Genomic DNA, 15151 nt, shown 5'->3' with positions numbered 1-15151 from the left:
ATCGACAAGGAGCCGGCCCGGTCCCGCGCGCAACAGACGAGAGTGATGTTCAGAAAGATTCAGCATATTCATCTCGTCGGAATTGGCGGCGTCGGCATGAGCGGCATCGCCGAGGTGCTGCTGACGCTCGGGTACAAGGTGTCGGGCTCCGATCTCCAGGAGTCTGACACGGTCTGCCGACTGCGCGAATTGGGCGGCAACATTTTCATCGGCCATGATGCGTCGAACATTGGCGAGGCGCAGGTAATCGTTATCTCTTCAGCGGTGGCGCAGGCGAATCCGGAAGTCGTCGCAGCCCGCGAAAAGGTCATCCCGGTGATCCCGCGCGCCGAGATGCTGGCCGAGCTCATGCGGCTCAAATACGGTGTGGCGATCGCCGGTGCGCACGGGAAGACGACCACCACTACGATGGTGGCCACGGTGCTGGCACAGGGGGGGCTGGACCCCACGATGGTGATTGGTGGGCGCGTTAACGCGCTCGGTAGTCACGCGCGACTGGGTCGCAGCGATCTGCTTGTGGCCGAGGCCGACGAGAGCGACGGCTCGTTCTTGAAACTTTCCCCGACGATCGTGGCCGTCACAAACCTCGATCGCGAGCACCTGGACCATTACGGCTCGATGGAACGGATCGAGCAGAGCTTTCTCGAGTTCATCAACCGTGTGCCCTTCTACGGCCTGGCGGTGCTATGCGCGGACGACGAGCATCTGCGGAAGCTGCAGCATCGCGTTGTGAAGCGTTACCAGACGTATGGGCTCAACACAAATGGAGGCCTCACGCCTGACTTCCTGGCCACCGACATCACGCTCAATCAGTGGCAGACGGAATTCCGGGTCTCCTATCGTGGGACGCCGCTCGGTCCGTTCCGGCTCTCCGCACCGGGCGTTCACAATGTATCAAATGCGCTGGCGGCAATTGCGGTGGGCATGGAACTGGACGTGCCGCTGGATCTCATCCGCAAGGGGCTGGCAAGCTTTGCCGGGGTGGAGCGGCGATTCCATCTGCGCGGTGAGAAAAACAACATCATGGTTGTGGACGACTACGGACACCATCCGACCGAAATCAAGGCCGTGCTGACTGCGGCCAAGCACGGATGGAATCGCCGGGTCGTCGTCCTGTTCCAGCCGCACCGCTACACGCGGACCCGCGACCTGATCCAGGAGTTTTCGGAATCCTTCGCGCAGGCCGATGCGGTGTTTGTCACGGAGATCTACGCAGCGGGCGAGGCCCCGATTGCGGGCGTGTCGGGACAGAAACTGGCCGAGGCGATCCGCACTGCGGGGCAACCGGCGGTCACCTGGTCTGAAAAGCGCACCGATCTGGCTGCGATGGTCCTGCCGACGCTGCAATCGGGCGATCTGGTGGTGACGCTGGGTGCAGGGGATATCTGGAAGACGGGGCTTGAATTGTTGGAGCGTCTGTGAGGTTGCGGATTATTGACGGAGGACGCGTGACACGTCGGAGTACATCGCGGAGAACGCCGCCCCGCTGGGCCACGGCAGACCTACGCGCAGCGGTGGCCGGGTTGAAGGGCGATGTGAAGTTCTCCGCGCCATTGAAAGAGTACACGTCCTTCCGGATTGGTGGTCCGGCGGACGTGTTGGTGATGCCGGCTGATGCCGATGACGTCAGCCGGCTGGTCCGGCAGGCACAAGCAGCGGATATTCCGATCTTTGTGCTGGGCGGGACGAATCTGCTTGTGCGCGATCACGGCATCCGCGGCATCGTGGTCAGTCTGGCCAGGATGAAAGCGATCACAGACGAACCGGGCCATGTGCTTTACGCGGAGGGTGGCGTCGGGATGCCGACACTGATGAAGCATGCGACGAGCCGTGGCCTGTCCGGCCTCGAATGGGCGGCCGGCATCCCAGGCACGGCGGCTGGCTGCGTCGTGATGAATGCGGGTACGACGCTCGGTGAGATGAAGGATAGCGTGAAAGCCGTGCGGATCGTGGAATCGCCGGGAGTTACGATCGACGTACCGGCCTCAGCCATCCGGTTCAGCTACCGGCAGGCGCTGCTGCCACGCGGCATCGTCGTCGGCGTTTGGGTGCAGCTCAAACCGGCGCCGAAGGACAAGATTCAGGCAACTGTGAAGGAATATCTCCGTCATCGTAAGAACACGCAGCCGCTTACGCTGCCCAGTGCCGGCTGCGTGTTCAGGAATCCGGGTCACGATGCCGCGGGCCGCGTGATCGAGTCAGCGGGTTTGAAAGGCGCGCGGGTCGGAGACGCGCAGGTGTCAGACAAGCATGCAAACTTCGTCGTGAATCTCGGTCATGCGAAAGCGGCCGACGTCATTGCGCTGATCAAGAAGGTCGGGCGCACGGTCGAGGACAAGACGGGTTTGACGCTTGAATTGGAACTGAAGATCGTTGGGGAGCCCTAGAGGCGTCATGCGTCAACCGTTATCCGTCAATCGTAAGGATAGGAGTAAGCGGAGATCCTGGGACGGAGCGAATAACGAATGACGACGAAGCCGTTGACGAAGGCTCGCATTGGCGTCCTGATGGGCGGGCAGTCGGGCGAGCGGGACATCTCGCTGCGGACCGGACAGGCGGTGCATCGCGCGCTGTTGCGTCGGGGCTATCGTGCAGTGGCCATTGACGTGGATCCGTCGCTACCCGAGCGGTTGACAAAGCAGAAGATTGAGTTGGTGTTTGTCGCGTTGCACGGACCGGGAGGAGAGGACGGCACGATGCAGGGATTTTTGGAGACGATCGGACTGCCCTACACAGGTTCCAGCGTCCGCGCAAGCGCCATGGCGATGCACAAGGTGACGACCAAGATGGTCCTGGCTGCACACGGGATTCCGGTCCCGGATGGCACGGTGGTGCGGAAAGGCGAGCGGGTGGCGAAACCCGCCCTGCTGAAATGGCCGTTGATCGTAAAACCAGCAGCAGAGGGTTCGACAATCGGCATTTCCATCGTGCGCAAACCGTCCGAATGGCACGCGGCGCTGGCGAGGGCATATCGGCACGACCGCGAGGCGGTGGTCGAGGCCTATATCCCCGGCCACGAGATCACGGTCTCCGTTCTGCGCGGGCCGCGCCGGACAATGGCGTTGCCGACGATCGAAATTGTCTCGCCTGACGGGTTCTACGACTATGCGGCCAAGTACACGAAGGGTCGCAGTCGGTATCTCTGCCCGGCGCCCCTGCCAACGGCGGTGACCCGGCGTGTGACAGAACTGGCAGTCCAGGCCTATGAGTTACTGGGCTGCGACGGCGCAGCGCGGGTGGATTTTCGCGTGACGCCCAGAGGGAAGCCTTATGTCCTTGAAGTGAACACAATTCCAGGAATGACGGAAACGAGTCTGCTGCCCATGGCGGCGGCGAAAGTCGGATTGGATTATGACACGCTGACAGAGCAAATTCTTGAGTCTGCACTTCGTCGCGCACGTACATTTTCGGCATGAAGAAGTTGAGATGACGGAAACCATATTGTTTATAAGGGCGGCAGCGAAGGCAGGGATGGATTACGACACGCTGAGGAAAAGAATTCTGGAGTCCGTGCTCAGGCGGGCTAGGGGGATGGCATGAGCTGGTTCGGCAAACGGGTTCGTAGTCCGCGGCCCAATCTGCAACGGCATTCCGGGCGCGCGCCGGTCCAGCGCACGAAATCCGAAAAGGCGCGGGATGCTGTTCGCGGGACGCTTTGGGCAGTGGCGGTTCTGCTGGGCGCTTGGTCGGCGCTCTCACTTTATTCTATGGCGGGCCCGGTGGTGGCCAAGTGGTTCGACATCCGCGAGGTGCATGTGACCGGCCTGCAGACGATCGAACGCGAAGAAGTCGTGGAACGGCTTGAGTTGACATCGAAAGAGACGCTGCTCTCGGTCAATCCGGTTGAGTTGGAAGCGCGTGTGGCCGCGCACCCTTGGGTCAAGGCGGTGACGGTCACTCGATCACCGCTGCATACCCTGTCCGTGCAGGTCACCGAGCGCAAGCCCGCGGCGCTGTTTAAGGCGCCGTCGATAGTCATGCTGCTGGATGAGGAGGGCGCCGTGTTGTCGTCGTCAGTACCGGAAGACCGGGATGATCTGCCGGTGGTCGTCGGGGCCGACCCCAAAAAGCTGCTACTGGGCGAGGCGCAGCCGCGCGAGGCGGTACAGCGCGGGATCAAGCTGGCGGGGCTGCTGGCCCATTCGCTTGAGGGGCGGCCTGAGGTGGATGTGACCGATCCAGCGCATGCGGTGGCCTATCTCAAAGGCATGCGGTTTCAGTTTGGCGCGCAGCCGGTGGAAGAGCAGTGGGAGCGGTATCGTGCGGTGAAGCCGGTCCGCCGCGTGAGCACGGCCCACGGATCGTCCGAGATCGATCTGCGGTTTTCGGACAAAGTGATCATGAGGGATCGGGGATGATCCGACCGAAACGCACAATTCGTAACTCCAAATTGAAAACTCCAGAGAGGGGGTAACCCACATGGCCAGACGGGATCACATCGTGGTCGGGTTGGACATCGGGACGACGAAAATTTGCGCGATCGTGGCCGAGGTCACGGAAGACGGCACGGTCAACATCGTCGGCGTCGGAACCAGCCCGTCCCGCGGCATGCGCAAGGGCGTGGTCGTGGACATCGAAAGCACGGTTGAATCCGTGAAGAAGGCCGTGGAGGAAGCCGAGCTAATGGCGGCGGTGCAGATCAACTCGGTCTACACCGGCATTGCCGGTAGTCACATCAACGGCATCCACTCGCGCGGCGTCGTGGCGCTAAAAAAGCAGGAAGTCACGCGCGCGGACATCGCCCGGGCGATCGAAACCGCGCGCTCGATGGCCGTGCTGAGCCCGGACCGCCGGTTGCTGCACGTCATTCCGCGTGAATTCATGGTGGACAGCCAGGACGGCGTACGGGATCCGCTGGGCATGTCCGGGTCGCGGCTTGAGGTGGAAGTGCAGATCATCACGGGCGCGGTGACTTCGGCCCAGAACATCGTCAAGTGCGTCAACAAGGCCGGACTTGACGTGATCGACATCGTGCTGCAGCCGCTGGCCTCGAGCGAGGCGGTTTTGAGCGCGGAGGAGCGCGAACTGGGCGTGGCGATGGTGGATCTCGGCGGCGGAACAACCGATCTGGCAATCTTCGTCGATGGGAGTATCCGGCACACGGCGGTGCTACCAATCGGTGGGCAGAACCTCACAAAGGACATCGCCGTTGGCATGGTCACGACACAGACGGAGGCAGAGAAGATCAAGATCAAGCACGGCATCGCGCGCGTGGACATGGTCAAGGACGACCAGATGGTGCCCGTACCGGGCATGGGCGAGCGGCCGGCGCGGACGGTCTCGCGGCGCGAGCTGGCAGAGATCATCGAGCCGCGCGTGGACGAGATGTTCGAGCTGGTGCGGCACGAAATCACACGGGCAGGCTACGAGGCGATGATGGGTGCCGGCGTGGTGATCACCGGCGGCACCTCCATGCTGGAGGGCATGCCGGATGCGGCAGAGAAGATTCTGGGCCTCCCGGCGCGGCGCGGCGTACCGCATGGCGTAGAAGGGCTGCGGGATGTCGCGGGCACGCCGATGCACGCGACCGGTGTTGGACTGATTCTCCATGCCTGCCACCATGCGGGTGAACTGGAAACGGCCGGAAACGGACGCCGGGTCGGGCGGGTCTTAGGGCGGATGAAAGAATGGATGACGGAGTTTTTTTGAGGAAGCGAATAGCAAATAGCCGGCAGCAAGCAACTATGAATCCTGGCTATTTGCTACTTGCTGCTGGTTGATAGCTAAAAAAAAGGAGGGACGCGGCATGTTCTCACTACACGAAGGCGATGTGATGCCGGTGCATATTAAGGTCTTCGGCGTCGGCGGCTCGGGGTGCAACGCCGTCAACACGATGATCCAGGCCGGGCTCAAAAACGTGGAGTTCGTGTCGGCCAACACTGACGTCCAGGCCCTAGGGCGGTCCCAGGCCTCGATCAAAATCCAACTGGGGCCCGAACGCACGCAAGGATTGGGCGCCGGCGCCAAGCCGGAAATTGGCCGTGAGGCGGCGCTCGAAAGCGAGGACGAAATTCGCGAGGCGATTGAGGGGGCCGAGATGATCTTCGTCACTGCCGGCATGGGCGGCGGTACAGGCACCGGAGCCGCGCCGATCGTGGCCAAAGTCGCGCGCGATCTGGGCGTGCTGACCGTCGGCGTGGTGACCAAGCCCTTTCAATATGAAGGGCACCGGCGGATGAGCTATGCGGAGGAGGGGCTGCGGGAATTGCGCCGTCATGTCGATACGCTGCTGGTGATCCCCAATCAGCGGCTGCTCGGCATCGTAGACAAATCCACGCCGCTGCTGGAGGCCTTCAAGGTGGCGGATGACGTGCTGCGTCAGGCAATCCAGGGCATCGCGGACGTGATTACGACGACGGGCCACGTGAACGTAGACTTTGCGGACGTGCGCACGGTGATGAGCTTCACCGGGCGGGCCGTCATGGGTATGGGTGTGGCGCGGGGCGCGAACCGCGCGCAGGAGGCGGCGCAGAAGGCGATCAATTCCCCGCTGCTGGAGGACGGTAGCGTGACCGGGGCGCGCGGCGTACTGCTGAACATCACGGGCGGGGCGAACATGACGTTGCACGAGGTGGGCGAGGCGGCGTCGATCATCCAGGACACAGCCGATCCGCAGGCAAACATCATCGTCGGGCAGGTAATCAATCCGGATCTCAAGGAGGATTTGGTTGTGACGGTCGTGGCCACCGGCTTCGACAAGGATGAACCGCCGGCCCGGTTGCCCGCCGCGGCCCGAACGGGGGCGATGCCGGCCATTGAGCCGGCCATGGCCAGCGTGCGCGACATGAATGGCGGCGAAACCGAGAAGCAGATGGAGAAGCCAGCTTTCCTGCGCCGGTTCTCAAGCAAGCGCAGCGAATCGCAGGAGCGGCTTAGCCTGGCCACGGACGATGCGTGGGACGTGCCGACCTTTCTGCGCAAGCAGGGAGGCTAGGAGAAGGGAGCAAGTAAGAAGTAGGAAGTGCAAAACAAAGGGAACAACATTTTGGTCAAACATGGTGATCACGATTCCGCATTTTGCCAGCGAACGGCAGGGCGTCCGGCACTTCTTTGGCACTCGGATGCAGGGCCTGGCGCCCGTGTTCGCCGCTCCGAGCGTGGTCTCGGTCAATCAGGTCCATGGCACGGAAGTGCTGGTGGTGGACCGGCCCGTTTTGGGTGCGCCATCATTCGATGGCGGGTGGGACGCGCTGGTGACCAATCAGGCCGGCGTGCTACTCACGGTCAAGACCGCGGATTGCGTACCGGTGCTCATCCATGACCCGTGCACCCGCGTCGTGGCGGCAGTGCATGCAGGCTGGCGTGGAGCCGTGGCGGGAATCATTCCCAGGACCGTCGAAGTGATGAGGAGGCAGTTCAAGTCACAGCCAGCCTCGTTGCGCCTGAGCATCGGGCCCGCGGCCGGGGTCTGCTGCTATGAGGTAGATGAGCCAGTACTGGACCGTCTGCGCGAGAGCTATCCGGCGTGGCGCACTGTGATCAAAAACACGGGGCCTGGCAAGGCCAAGCTCAATCTGCGCGGGCTCGTGCGCGGACAGGCCGTGCAGGCAGGCGTGCCGGAAGGAGGCATTTATTCTGTGAGCCTCTGTACCATCTGCCATACGACGCTATTTCACTCCTATCGCCGCGAGGGCACGGCTCGGGGTACAATGGTTAGCGGGATCATGCTGGTACCACACCGTGCGAGCGGAAAACGCCGCGCGAACTGACAAGCTTCTACGCTTTCGGTACAATACCTCTCACGGCAATTAGCGTTCATGGACACTGGCGACCACGTAGAGGTGGATCAGATTGCCCGGCGCGTCCGCGACATTCAGGCCCGGATCCAGCAGGCGGCGCAGCGGGCCGGACGGAAGCCGGAGGCAATCCGACTCGTGGCCGTGACAAAAACGGTACCAGTCGAATGCATCCGGGACGCCGTGAATGCCGGTGTGAGCATGCTCGGTGAGAATCGGCTGCAGGAGGCCGTGCCAAAGATCCAGCAGTTGACAGCGGTGCCCGGCGTGCAGTGGCATTTTATCGGCCGGTTGCAGCGGCGGAAGGTGAAAACAGTCGTCGCCCTGTTTGAGCTGATCCACTCAGTGGAGAGTGTGGAGCTGGCTGAAGAAATCGATCAGCGGGCGCGAGAAGCAGGGACGCAGCAACGCGTGCTCCTGGAAGTGAATATCGGTCGGGAAGCGAGCAAGGGCGGGTTTGCTCCGGACATGTTGCTGGATGTGGCGCAGGCGATTGACGCGCTGCCGAATCTGGCGGTTGAGGGTCTGATGACGATTCCGCCGGTATCGTCGGAAGCGGAGGCCTCGCGGATGCACTTTCGTGCTCTACGCGAGTTGGCGCAGTCGCTGGCGAGTCTGAAGCTGCAGCGCATGCGGATGCACGAGTTGTCAATGGGCATGTCCGGGGATTTTGAAACGGCGATCGAGGAAGGAGCGACAATGGTGCGGGTTGGCGCGGCAATTTTTGGAGCGCGGCGTGGCTAAATCAAAATCAGCGATGGCGATTGCCATGATCGGATCAGGCCAGATGGGCGAAGCTCTCATTGGAGGCTGGCTGGCGGCCAAGACCGTCACGGCCAAGGCGATTGTGGCAACGGACGCGAGCGCTGAACGGCGCGATCTGATGAAGCGGCGGTTCAGCGTGCGCACAGGATCGGACAACCGCGAGGCGGCTGCTGCATCCACGGTCGTCGTGCTGGCGGTGAAGCCGCAGACTCTCAATGCCGTGATGAAGGAGCTGGCGTCGGCATTAGCGGGTAAACTCGTGTTGTCGATTGCCGCTGGCATCACGCTCAAGCATTTGGCGGCCCTGGCACCGAAGACGGCGCGGTTCGTGCGGATCATGCCAAACACACCGGCGCTGGTGCGCGACGGTGTGTCAGCGATCGCGTTCGGTCCCGGTGTGACCAACAAGGATCAGCAGCTCGCCCGTCGTCTTTTCGAAGCAGTCGGCAAGGCGGTGGTGGTCGAGGAGAAGCTCATGGACGCCGTCACCGGCCTGAGCGGCAGCGGCCCAGCTTATGTATTTACGGCGATCGAGGCGCTTGCGGACGGCGGCGTGAAAATGGGCCTGCCCCGTTCAGTGGCGGATCTGCTGGCTGCGCAGACGGTGCTGGGTGCGGCAAAGATGGTGCTGGAGACCGGCGAGCTGCCGGCCAAGTTGAAAAACGGCGTGGCCTCGCCCGGCGGGACAACGATTGCGGGCCTGCATCGACTCGAACAGGGCGGGCTGCGCGCGGCGCTGATGGGTGCGGTGGAGGCAGCGGCCAAACGGTCGGAAGAATTGGGACGGGAGACCAAGCACTGATGTTCGTCGCGGGCAATGCCTTGCAGGGGCTGGCACGGGTGCTAGAGATGGTGCTCTCACTGTATACGTGGATCATCATCGCGCGGGCGCTCGTGTCGTGGGTGAGTCCGGACCCCTGGAATCCGATCGTGCAGTTTCTGGAGCGGGCAACGGAACCGGTGCTGGAGCCGATCCGGCGCCGCTTGGGCTGGCAGATGGGGATCGATCTGTCGCCGCTGATCGTGATTCTGATTTTGTATTTCCTGCAATACGCGCTGGTCCAGTCGCTGTACGAGACGGCTGCGCAGCTGCATTGAGCGAAGCCCTACGAGGGGAGCCATGAAAATTTCGCGGCTCGACATTCAGCACATGGTGCTCATGGTGTCCTTTCGCGGCTACAACCGCCAGGACATCGACCGGTTTCTAGCGCAGATCGCGTAGGCGGTCGACGAGCTCAACCGGGAAACTGCGTCTCTGCGCCAGAAGCTGGGCTCCACCGAAAGGCAGTCGGACAATTCCCGCATGGTCGAGATGGCGCTAGCGATCGAAATCTGCGCGGAATGATGCAGCCGTTCGACCGCGTGATCACGATGGACGCGTGGGACGCAGAGGCGGCCCTAGTGATCGAACCGATGGTGGACGATGAACCGCTCGGAGGCGTTCCATCACGCGAGTACCCCCATGATTCCACTTGATGCATGAGCAAGCCTGATCCCATCGGTGACGCCATGCAGGCCGCCGTGGCGAACGGCGTGTTCCCTGGCGCCGTGCTGTTCGTCCGTCTGCGCGGGCAGGTTGCCTGTCATCAGGCCTTTGGAAATGCCGCGTTGGTACCTGCCGTGGAGCCAGCCTGCCTCGACACGCTCTACGATTTGGCTTCTCTCACCAAGCCTCTGGCCACGGTGACCACCGTGTTGTTGCTGGTTCGAGACGGACGGCTGACGCTGGACGACCTCGTCAAAAAGCACGTGCCCGAGTGTGTGGGGCATCCGATTGGCGAGATGACGATCTGGCACCTGCTCACTCACAGCTCCGGCCTGCCGAGTTGGCGGCCATTCTATGAACGCATTGCGCAAGAAGACCAGCTACGGCCGGGCTTGCTCGGCAGCGATGCTGCCCGTGCACGCATGCTGACATTGATCGCAGAAGAACCGCTTGAGTATCCCGCGGGGACGCGCAGTGTCTACAGCGACCTGGGGTTCATGCTATTGGGCATGGTGGTCGAGCGGGTAACCGGCCACACGCTCGAGGCCTATTGCCGGGAGCAGGTTTTCAAACCTATGCAGACGCCACTGATGTTTTTAGGGGCGAAGGGAGAGCACCCCTTGGACCTCCATACGATTGCACCAACGGAGCAGGAATCCTGGCGAGGCCGGCTGCTCCGGGGGGAAGTGCACGACGAGAATGCCCACGCACTGGGCGGCGTCTCCGGTCACGCCGGTCTGTTCGGCACGGCGGCTGCCGTGTCGACGGTGACCGGGCAATGGCTGGATAGCTACGTAGGGCGCGGGTGGCTGCTGCCGTCCGAACTCGTCCGGAAATTCGTCACGAAGCAGGACCGGGTCACGGGGTCAAGTTGGGCGCTGGGATGGGACACGCCGTCGGCTCCGTCGTCGTCCGGAAGCCGGTTCTCGCCGGCCTCATTCGGCCATCTCGGGTACACCGGCACGTCGATCTGGATCGATCCGCAGGCTGAACTGGAAGTAATCCTGCTATCCAACCGGGTGCATCCGTCAAGGAGCAACGAAGCAATCAAACTGTTCCGGCCAGTGATTCACGATCTGATTTATAAAGAGCTGGTAGCGGGTAGCGAACAGAGCACAGCTGGCAACCGGCACTGAGTAGCAGGGAGCCAGAAAAGAAATTCTTAGCTGCTCGCTACCCTCTATCGTCGGCAAGCTATTTATCTGGGTAATCCACCCAGGTTTCTTTTTCCGCCAGATAGCGCTGGCCCTTGAAATTTGTCCGGGTCCGTATCCGTGTGAATCCTAATTCCTGGAGTTTGTCCACGATGCTGGCGACGGCGGCCGGGATGGTTGGCTTGGTCTGGCCGGTCACAGTCAGGGCCTCGTACATGACGCTGGCCGTGTAGCCCGGAGCGGTGCGGTTGACCTGAACGGACCGGTTGAAATACCGGTCGCTCGGATCGGATCCCTCGATCTGGTGGCGTTCGATCAGGCCTTCTTTTTTAAATGTTAGTGGCAGCGAACTCACGCGGCACCCTCCTAACGGCCGGTTCGGACGGGCGCATTATAGTCAGCCGGGATGGGCGGCGCAAGATGCGTTGACAAGTTCTTTCTACGCTCTTTATCATGCTTCATGCGCACTCCGTTGCGTCTCAATAAAATAGCCTGGGCCGGCGATGTGCTCAACATTCCCAACAGCCTTACGCTGCTTCGAATTCTGCTAACTCCTGTCTTTGTCGGATTTATGCTCCACACCTGGTATGGCTGGGCTCTGGGCGTGTTGCTGGTGGCCGGTCTGACAGATGCGCTGGACGGGTTTATCGCCCGGGCGGCCAACCAGCGGACCCAGCTGGGGATGTATCTCGATCCGCTCGCAGACAAGCTATTGCTTGCCTCCGGTTTTGTTACCCTGTCGGTGCTCCATCGGGTGCCGCTGTGGGTCGTCCTTCTAGTCGTCAGCCGTGACGTGATTTTCTTTGCTGGAACATTGCTGGCACAATTGACCGAGTCTGATCTTGATATCGCGCCGACGATTCTGGGTAAGGGCACCACAGTTGCCCAGCTGATCTATCTGCTGGTTTCGGTCATCGCGCTGTCCCGGCAGATGGAGGTACCGCTTGTCGAGCCCCTCCTCTATATTATGGTAACGCTTACTATCGGGTCTGGAGTGCACTATTTGTATCGAGGATTGTCTCGTCTGAACGTCGGACAAGTCTCTCCGCCCTGAGCCGGTGCCTGCCAAAGCTTCGTTTGCACATAATCCGTTTTATCGGATTGTCCCAAGCTTCAAAACACAGTAAAATCCGGCTAAATTGCTGCACCTAAACGCGCGATTGTTGCGGTATCGTTTGAGCAAGTTCGGCATCGCAAGTGAGCGCGACAGGGACGAGGATGAGGTTGCGCATGACCAGTAACCGGTCGATACACATTCACGCCCCGGCCAAGGTCAATCTGGTGCTCCGCGTCCTGGATCGTCGCCCGGATGGCTACCACAATCTCTGGTCGCTCATGCAAACGGTAGAGGTTGCGGACACGCTGGCTGTTCGGACCACGCCGGGACAGCCGGGCATTCATCTGGCATGCGACGACGTCTCGCTGCCGACCGATCGGCGGAATCTGATCTACCGGGCGGTGGAAGCCGTACTGGAGCGGGCAGGTCCGGCAGTAGGTCGGGATGCGGGTCTCGCCATTACGCTTACCAAGCGCATCCCGGTCTCGGCCGGGTTGGGTGGTGGGAGCAGCAACGCGGCGGCGACCATCGTGGCGCTCAATGAATTATTTGCACTCCGCTGGTCCCTGACGGACATGATGAAGGTGGGTGCGCCGTTGGGCAGTGATGTGCCGTTCTTTTTCTGCGCTCCGTCCGCTGTGGTGACTGGACGTGGTGAGGCCGTCGAAGCCGTGACGCTGACCGGCCGGCGCTGGATAGTGCTGGTAAACCCCGGGTTCCCAATCGAAACGAAATGGGCCTATGAACAATTGTCCATGCGCCGCTCCAGCGTAGCCCCGCTAGCTGATTCACTGCGGCGTGTCGTAGGCGGTGCGACGGCATCGTGGGATCAAGTCATCCCGCTGATGGAGAACGATTTTGAAGCCGCCGTAGGGCCGTCTCATCCCGAACTGGCGAAGGTGGCGCAGGCCCTGCGCGATGCCGGCGCCGAAGCTGCCATGCTGTCAGGCAGTGGCGCCACGGTGTTCGGCGTGTTTAGCGACGAGGCGTCTGCAGTGTGCGCCCGGCGGGCATTGGGCGCAATCAATGGCTGGCGGGTGCTTGCCGGACCCGCTGGAGCTGGCCCCCTATCCTGTGTTTTCGACGTCTGATTATCCCCACGTTTCGTTGACAATTTCGTACTCTTTCCGCTACAGTTCGCTGTTCGGTTAAATGAGGAGTTCATGGGTCTGGACAACCAGCTAAAACTGTTTTCTGGAACAGCCAACCCCGCGCTGGCAAAGGAGATTTGCAGCCATTTGGGAGTCCAGTTAGGGGGGGCCACGGTCTCGTCTTTCAGCGACGGGGAGATCCGCATCAAGATCGACGAAAATGTCCGCGGAGCGGACGTGTTCGTGGTGCAGTCGTGCTGCACGCCGGTCAACACGTCGATCATGGAACTGCTGATCATGCTCGATGCACTGAAGCGGTCTTCGGCCTACCGGATTACGGCGGTGATTCCCTATTTCGGCTACGCCCGGCAGGACCGAAAAGATCAGCCGCGGGTGCCGATCACGGCAAAGCTGATGGCCGATATCATTGAGACGGCGGGCGCCACCCGCGTGCTGACCATGGATCTCCATGCGGGACAGATCCAGGGATTTTTTAATATTCCGGTGGACCATCTGTATGCGCTGCCAGTGCTGCTGGATTACATCAACCGGCAGTTCGGAAAGGACTTGAAGGACGTCGTGATTGTGTCGCCGGACGCCGGCGGAGTGGAGCGGGCGCGGGCCTTCGCCAAGCGTCTGCAGACTAACCTGGCAATCATCGACAAGCGACGTGAGGGGCCCAATAACGCGCAGGTGATGAACATCATCGGTGACGTCGAGGGCAAGCATGTGATCTTACTGGATGACATGATCGACACGGCGGGGACGATTGTGCAGGGTGCGCAGGCCGTTGCAAATAAGGGGGCCAAGTCCGTCTGGGCCGGTTGCGTGCATCCTGTTCTGTCGGGGCCAGCGCTGGAACGGTTGCAACAGTCACCGTTGACGGAAGTGGTCGTGACCAATACGATTCCGCTTAACGGCAAGGAGCAAACCTGCTCGAAGCTGCGCGTGCTGTCAGTCGCGCCGCTGCTGGGCGAGGCCATTCGGAGAATTCACAACGAAGAGTCGGTCACGTCCCTGTTTGCGTGATCTGATATTACTAGGAGAGAGGAGCGAGGAGCAGCCATGAAATTCGATCTTGCAGCGGAAACCAGAACCGGGTTGGGCAAGGGTGCGGCCCGTCAGTTGCGTCGGAAGGGGCGGGTGCCGGCCGTACTGTACGGACAGGGCGAGTGCGTGCTCCTGACGTTAAACCCTGACACACTGAAGGCCATTCTACGGGCGCATGCTGGCAGCACGGTCCTGATCAACGTGAAAATTGCCGGTGCGACCAAGAAGGCCGACCGCGTCGCCTTGTTGCGGGACTATCAGCTCGATCCCGTCAGTGGCGACGTGCTGCACGCCGACCTCTTCGAGGTGCTGATGGACAAGCCCATCCGCGTCAAGGTGCCGGTCAGCGTTATCGGCAGCCAGCCGGCCGGTGTGAAGGAAGGCGGTATTCTCCAGCACAACACGCGCGAGATTCATGTCGAATGCCTGCCGTCCGCCATGCCGGATTCGATTCCCGTAGACGCCTCGGCACTGGTGATCGGCCAAGGCATCCATCTCAAGGAGCTGACGCCGATCGCGGGTGTCCGGTTTCTGGACGATCCGGAGCTGATGGTGGTCAGCGTGGCGGTACCGATGTCTGATGCCAAGCTCGAAGCGCTGCTCACCAGCACGGCGACAACTGGCGAGGGCAAGGAGCCCGAGGTCATGGCCAAGGGCAAGGAAGCAGCGGCAGCTGCGGAAGCTGCGGCAGGTGGTGCACCTGCCGCCGATGCCAAGGCGGGCGCCACGGCCACGGCCGAAAAAGGCAAGGAAGGCGCTGCCAAGGAAGCTCCCAAGGCTGAAAAGAAGGAAGCCGAGAAGAAGAAGTAGCG

At 61.6% G+C, this 15151-nt stretch carries 16 protein-coding genes; 15 read left to right on the top strand and 1 reads right to left on the bottom strand.

What is annotated here, in order from left to right; genetic code table 11:
• The first annotated feature begins 45 nt into the window (after window positions 1–45).
• The 11 genes from FJ248_01555 to FJ248_01505 all read left to right on the top strand — a co-directional run bounded on the left by FJ248_01555 (window position 46) and on the right by FJ248_01505 (window position 11123).
• Window positions 46–1422, top strand: coding sequence for a UDP-N-acetylmuramate--L-alanine ligase (locus tag FJ248_01555; GenBank protein MBM4119573.1), 1377 nt, complete (start codon window positions 46–48; stop codon window positions 1420–1422).
• Window positions 1404–2387, top strand: coding sequence for a UDP-N-acetylmuramate dehydrogenase (gene murB, locus FJ248_01550; protein ID MBM4119572.1), 984 nt, complete (start codon window positions 1404–1406; stop codon window positions 2385–2387). The genes FJ248_01555 and murB overlap by 19 nt, the downstream gene beginning before the upstream one ends.
• Window positions 2388–2465: 78 nt before the next feature.
• Window positions 2466–3416 carry a D-alanine--D-alanine ligase gene (locus FJ248_01545; protein ID MBM4119571.1) on the top strand — a complete coding sequence of 317 codons (951 nt, stop codon included), beginning with the start codon at window positions 2466–2468 and terminating at the stop codon, window positions 3414–3416.
• Window positions 3417–3536: 120 nt separating this feature from the next.
• The gene (locus FJ248_01540) at window positions 3537–4358 is read left to right on the top strand and encodes an FtsQ-type POTRA domain-containing protein (GenBank protein ID MBM4119570.1); all 822 of its coding nucleotides are present in this window, start codon (window positions 3537–3539) and stop codon (window positions 4356–4358) included.
• Between the two features lie 61 nt (window positions 4359–4419).
• Window positions 4420–5649 (top strand): cell division protein FtsA, encoded by a 1230-nt coding sequence (gene ftsA, locus FJ248_01535; GenBank protein ID MBM4119569.1) that lies wholly within the window; start codon window positions 4420–4422, stop codon window positions 5647–5649.
• A gap of 97 nt (window positions 5650–5746) precedes the next feature.
• Window positions 5747–6934, top strand: coding sequence for a cell division protein FtsZ (gene ftsZ / locus FJ248_01530; GenBank protein ID MBM4119568.1), 1188 nt, complete (start codon window positions 5747–5749; stop codon window positions 6932–6934).
• On the top strand, window positions 6891–7709 hold the full coding sequence (gene pgeF / locus FJ248_01525) for a peptidoglycan editing factor PgeF (GenBank protein MBM4119567.1): 819 nt from the start codon (window positions 6891–6893) through the stop codon (window positions 7707–7709). Before ftsZ ends, pgeF begins: the two co-directional genes overlap by 44 nt.
• Window positions 7710–7757: 48 nt before the next feature.
• On the top strand, window positions 7758–8480 hold the full coding sequence (locus FJ248_01520; GenBank protein MBM4119566.1) for a YggS family pyridoxal phosphate-dependent enzyme: 723 nt from the start codon (window positions 7758–7760) through the stop codon (window positions 8478–8480).
• A 13-nt stretch (window positions 8481–8493) separates the two neighbouring features.
• Entirely contained in the window at window positions 8494–9303 is an 810-nt protein-coding gene (proC, locus tag FJ248_01515; GenBank protein ID MBM4119565.1) for a pyrroline-5-carboxylate reductase, read from the top strand.
• The gene (locus FJ248_01510) at window positions 9303–9599 is read left to right on the top strand and encodes a YggT family protein (GenBank protein MBM4119564.1); all 297 of its coding nucleotides are present in this window, start codon (window positions 9303–9305) and stop codon (window positions 9597–9599) included. The genes proC and FJ248_01510 overlap by 1 nt, the downstream gene beginning before the upstream one ends.
• Before the next feature lie 381 nt (window positions 9600–9980).
• Window positions 9981–11123, top strand: coding sequence for a beta-lactamase family protein (locus FJ248_01505; protein ID MBM4119563.1), 1143 nt, complete (start codon window positions 9981–9983; stop codon window positions 11121–11123).
• 58 nt (window positions 11124–11181) lie between these two features.
• Here the strand turns inward: FJ248_01505 and FJ248_01500 are convergent, their stop codons facing one another.
• Window positions 11182–11496, bottom strand: a complete 315-nt coding sequence (locus FJ248_01500) for a hypothetical protein (GenBank protein MBM4119562.1) — start codon at window positions 11494–11496, stop codon at window positions 11182–11184.
• 51 nt (window positions 11497–11547) lie between these two features.
• On the opposite strand from FJ248_01500, the gene FJ248_01495 reads away from it, so the two are divergent.
• The 4 genes from FJ248_01495 to FJ248_01480 all read left to right on the top strand — a co-directional run bounded on the left by FJ248_01495 (window position 11548) and on the right by FJ248_01480 (window position 15149).
• Complete coding sequence (locus FJ248_01495) at window positions 11548–12195, top strand: hypothetical protein (GenBank protein ID MBM4119561.1); 648 nt, start codon at window positions 11548–11550, stop codon at window positions 12193–12195.
• A 164-nt stretch (window positions 12196–12359) separates the two neighbouring features.
• On the top strand, window positions 12360–13289 hold the full coding sequence (gene ispE / locus FJ248_01490) for a 4-(cytidine 5'-diphospho)-2-C-methyl-D-erythritol kinase (GenBank protein ID MBM4119560.1): 930 nt from the start codon (window positions 12360–12362) through the stop codon (window positions 13287–13289).
• A gap of 78 nt (window positions 13290–13367) precedes the next feature.
• A complete protein-coding gene (locus FJ248_01485) occupies window positions 13368–14318 on the top strand; it encodes a ribose-phosphate pyrophosphokinase (GenBank protein ID MBM4119559.1) in 951 nt (316 codons plus the stop codon).
• A gap of 36 nt (window positions 14319–14354) precedes the next feature.
• On the top strand, window positions 14355–15149 hold the full coding sequence (locus FJ248_01480; GenBank protein ID MBM4119558.1) for a 50S ribosomal protein L25: 795 nt from the start codon (window positions 14355–14357) through the stop codon (window positions 15147–15149).
• Window positions 15150–15151 lie beyond the last annotated feature (2 nt).

It is taken from the genome of Nitrospira sp. (assembly GCA_016873435.1).
Taxonomy (GTDB): domain Bacteria; phylum Nitrospirota; class Nitrospiria; order Nitrospirales; family Nitrospiraceae; genus VGXF01.
This window is presented reverse-complemented; position numbering and strand designations above follow the sequence as displayed.

Coding starts and splice junctions, on each gene's coding strand:
- FJ248_01555 (MBM4119573.1), top strand. CDS start 46: ATGTTCAGAAAGATTCAGCATATTCATCTCGTCGGAATTGGCGGCGTC.
- FJ248_01545 (MBM4119571.1), top strand. CDS start 2,466: ATGACGACGAAGCCGTTGACGAAGGCTCGCATTGGCGTCCTGATGGGC.
- FJ248_01540 (MBM4119570.1), top strand. CDS start 3,537: ATGAGCTGGTTCGGCAAACGGGTTCGTAGTCCGCGGCCCAATCTGCAA.
- ftsA (MBM4119569.1), top strand. CDS start 4,420: ATGGCCAGACGGGATCACATCGTGGTCGGGTTGGACATCGGGACGACG.
- ftsZ (MBM4119568.1), top strand. CDS start 5,747: ATGTTCTCACTACACGAAGGCGATGTGATGCCGGTGCATATTAAGGTC.
- pgeF (MBM4119567.1), top strand. CDS start 6,891: ATGCGTGGGACGTGCCGACCTTTCTGCGCAAGCAGGGAGGCTAGGAGA.
- FJ248_01520 (MBM4119566.1), top strand. CDS start 7,758: ATGGACACTGGCGACCACGTAGAGGTGGATCAGATTGCCCGGCGCGTC.
- proC (MBM4119565.1), top strand. CDS start 8,494: ATGGCGATTGCCATGATCGGATCAGGCCAGATGGGCGAAGCTCTCATT.
- FJ248_01510 (MBM4119564.1), top strand. CDS start 9,303: ATGTTCGTCGCGGGCAATGCCTTGCAGGGGCTGGCACGGGTGCTAGAG.
- FJ248_01505 (MBM4119563.1), top strand. CDS start 9,981: ATGAGCAAGCCTGATCCCATCGGTGACGCCATGCAGGCCGCCGTGGCG.
- FJ248_01495 (MBM4119561.1), top strand. CDS start 11,548: ATGGGCGGCGCAAGATGCGTTGACAAGTTCTTTCTACGCTCTTTATCA.
- ispE (MBM4119560.1), top strand. CDS start 12,360: ATGAGGTTGCGCATGACCAGTAACCGGTCGATACACATTCACGCCCCG.
- FJ248_01480 (MBM4119558.1), top strand. CDS start 14,355: ATGAAATTCGATCTTGCAGCGGAAACCAGAACCGGGTTGGGCAAGGGT.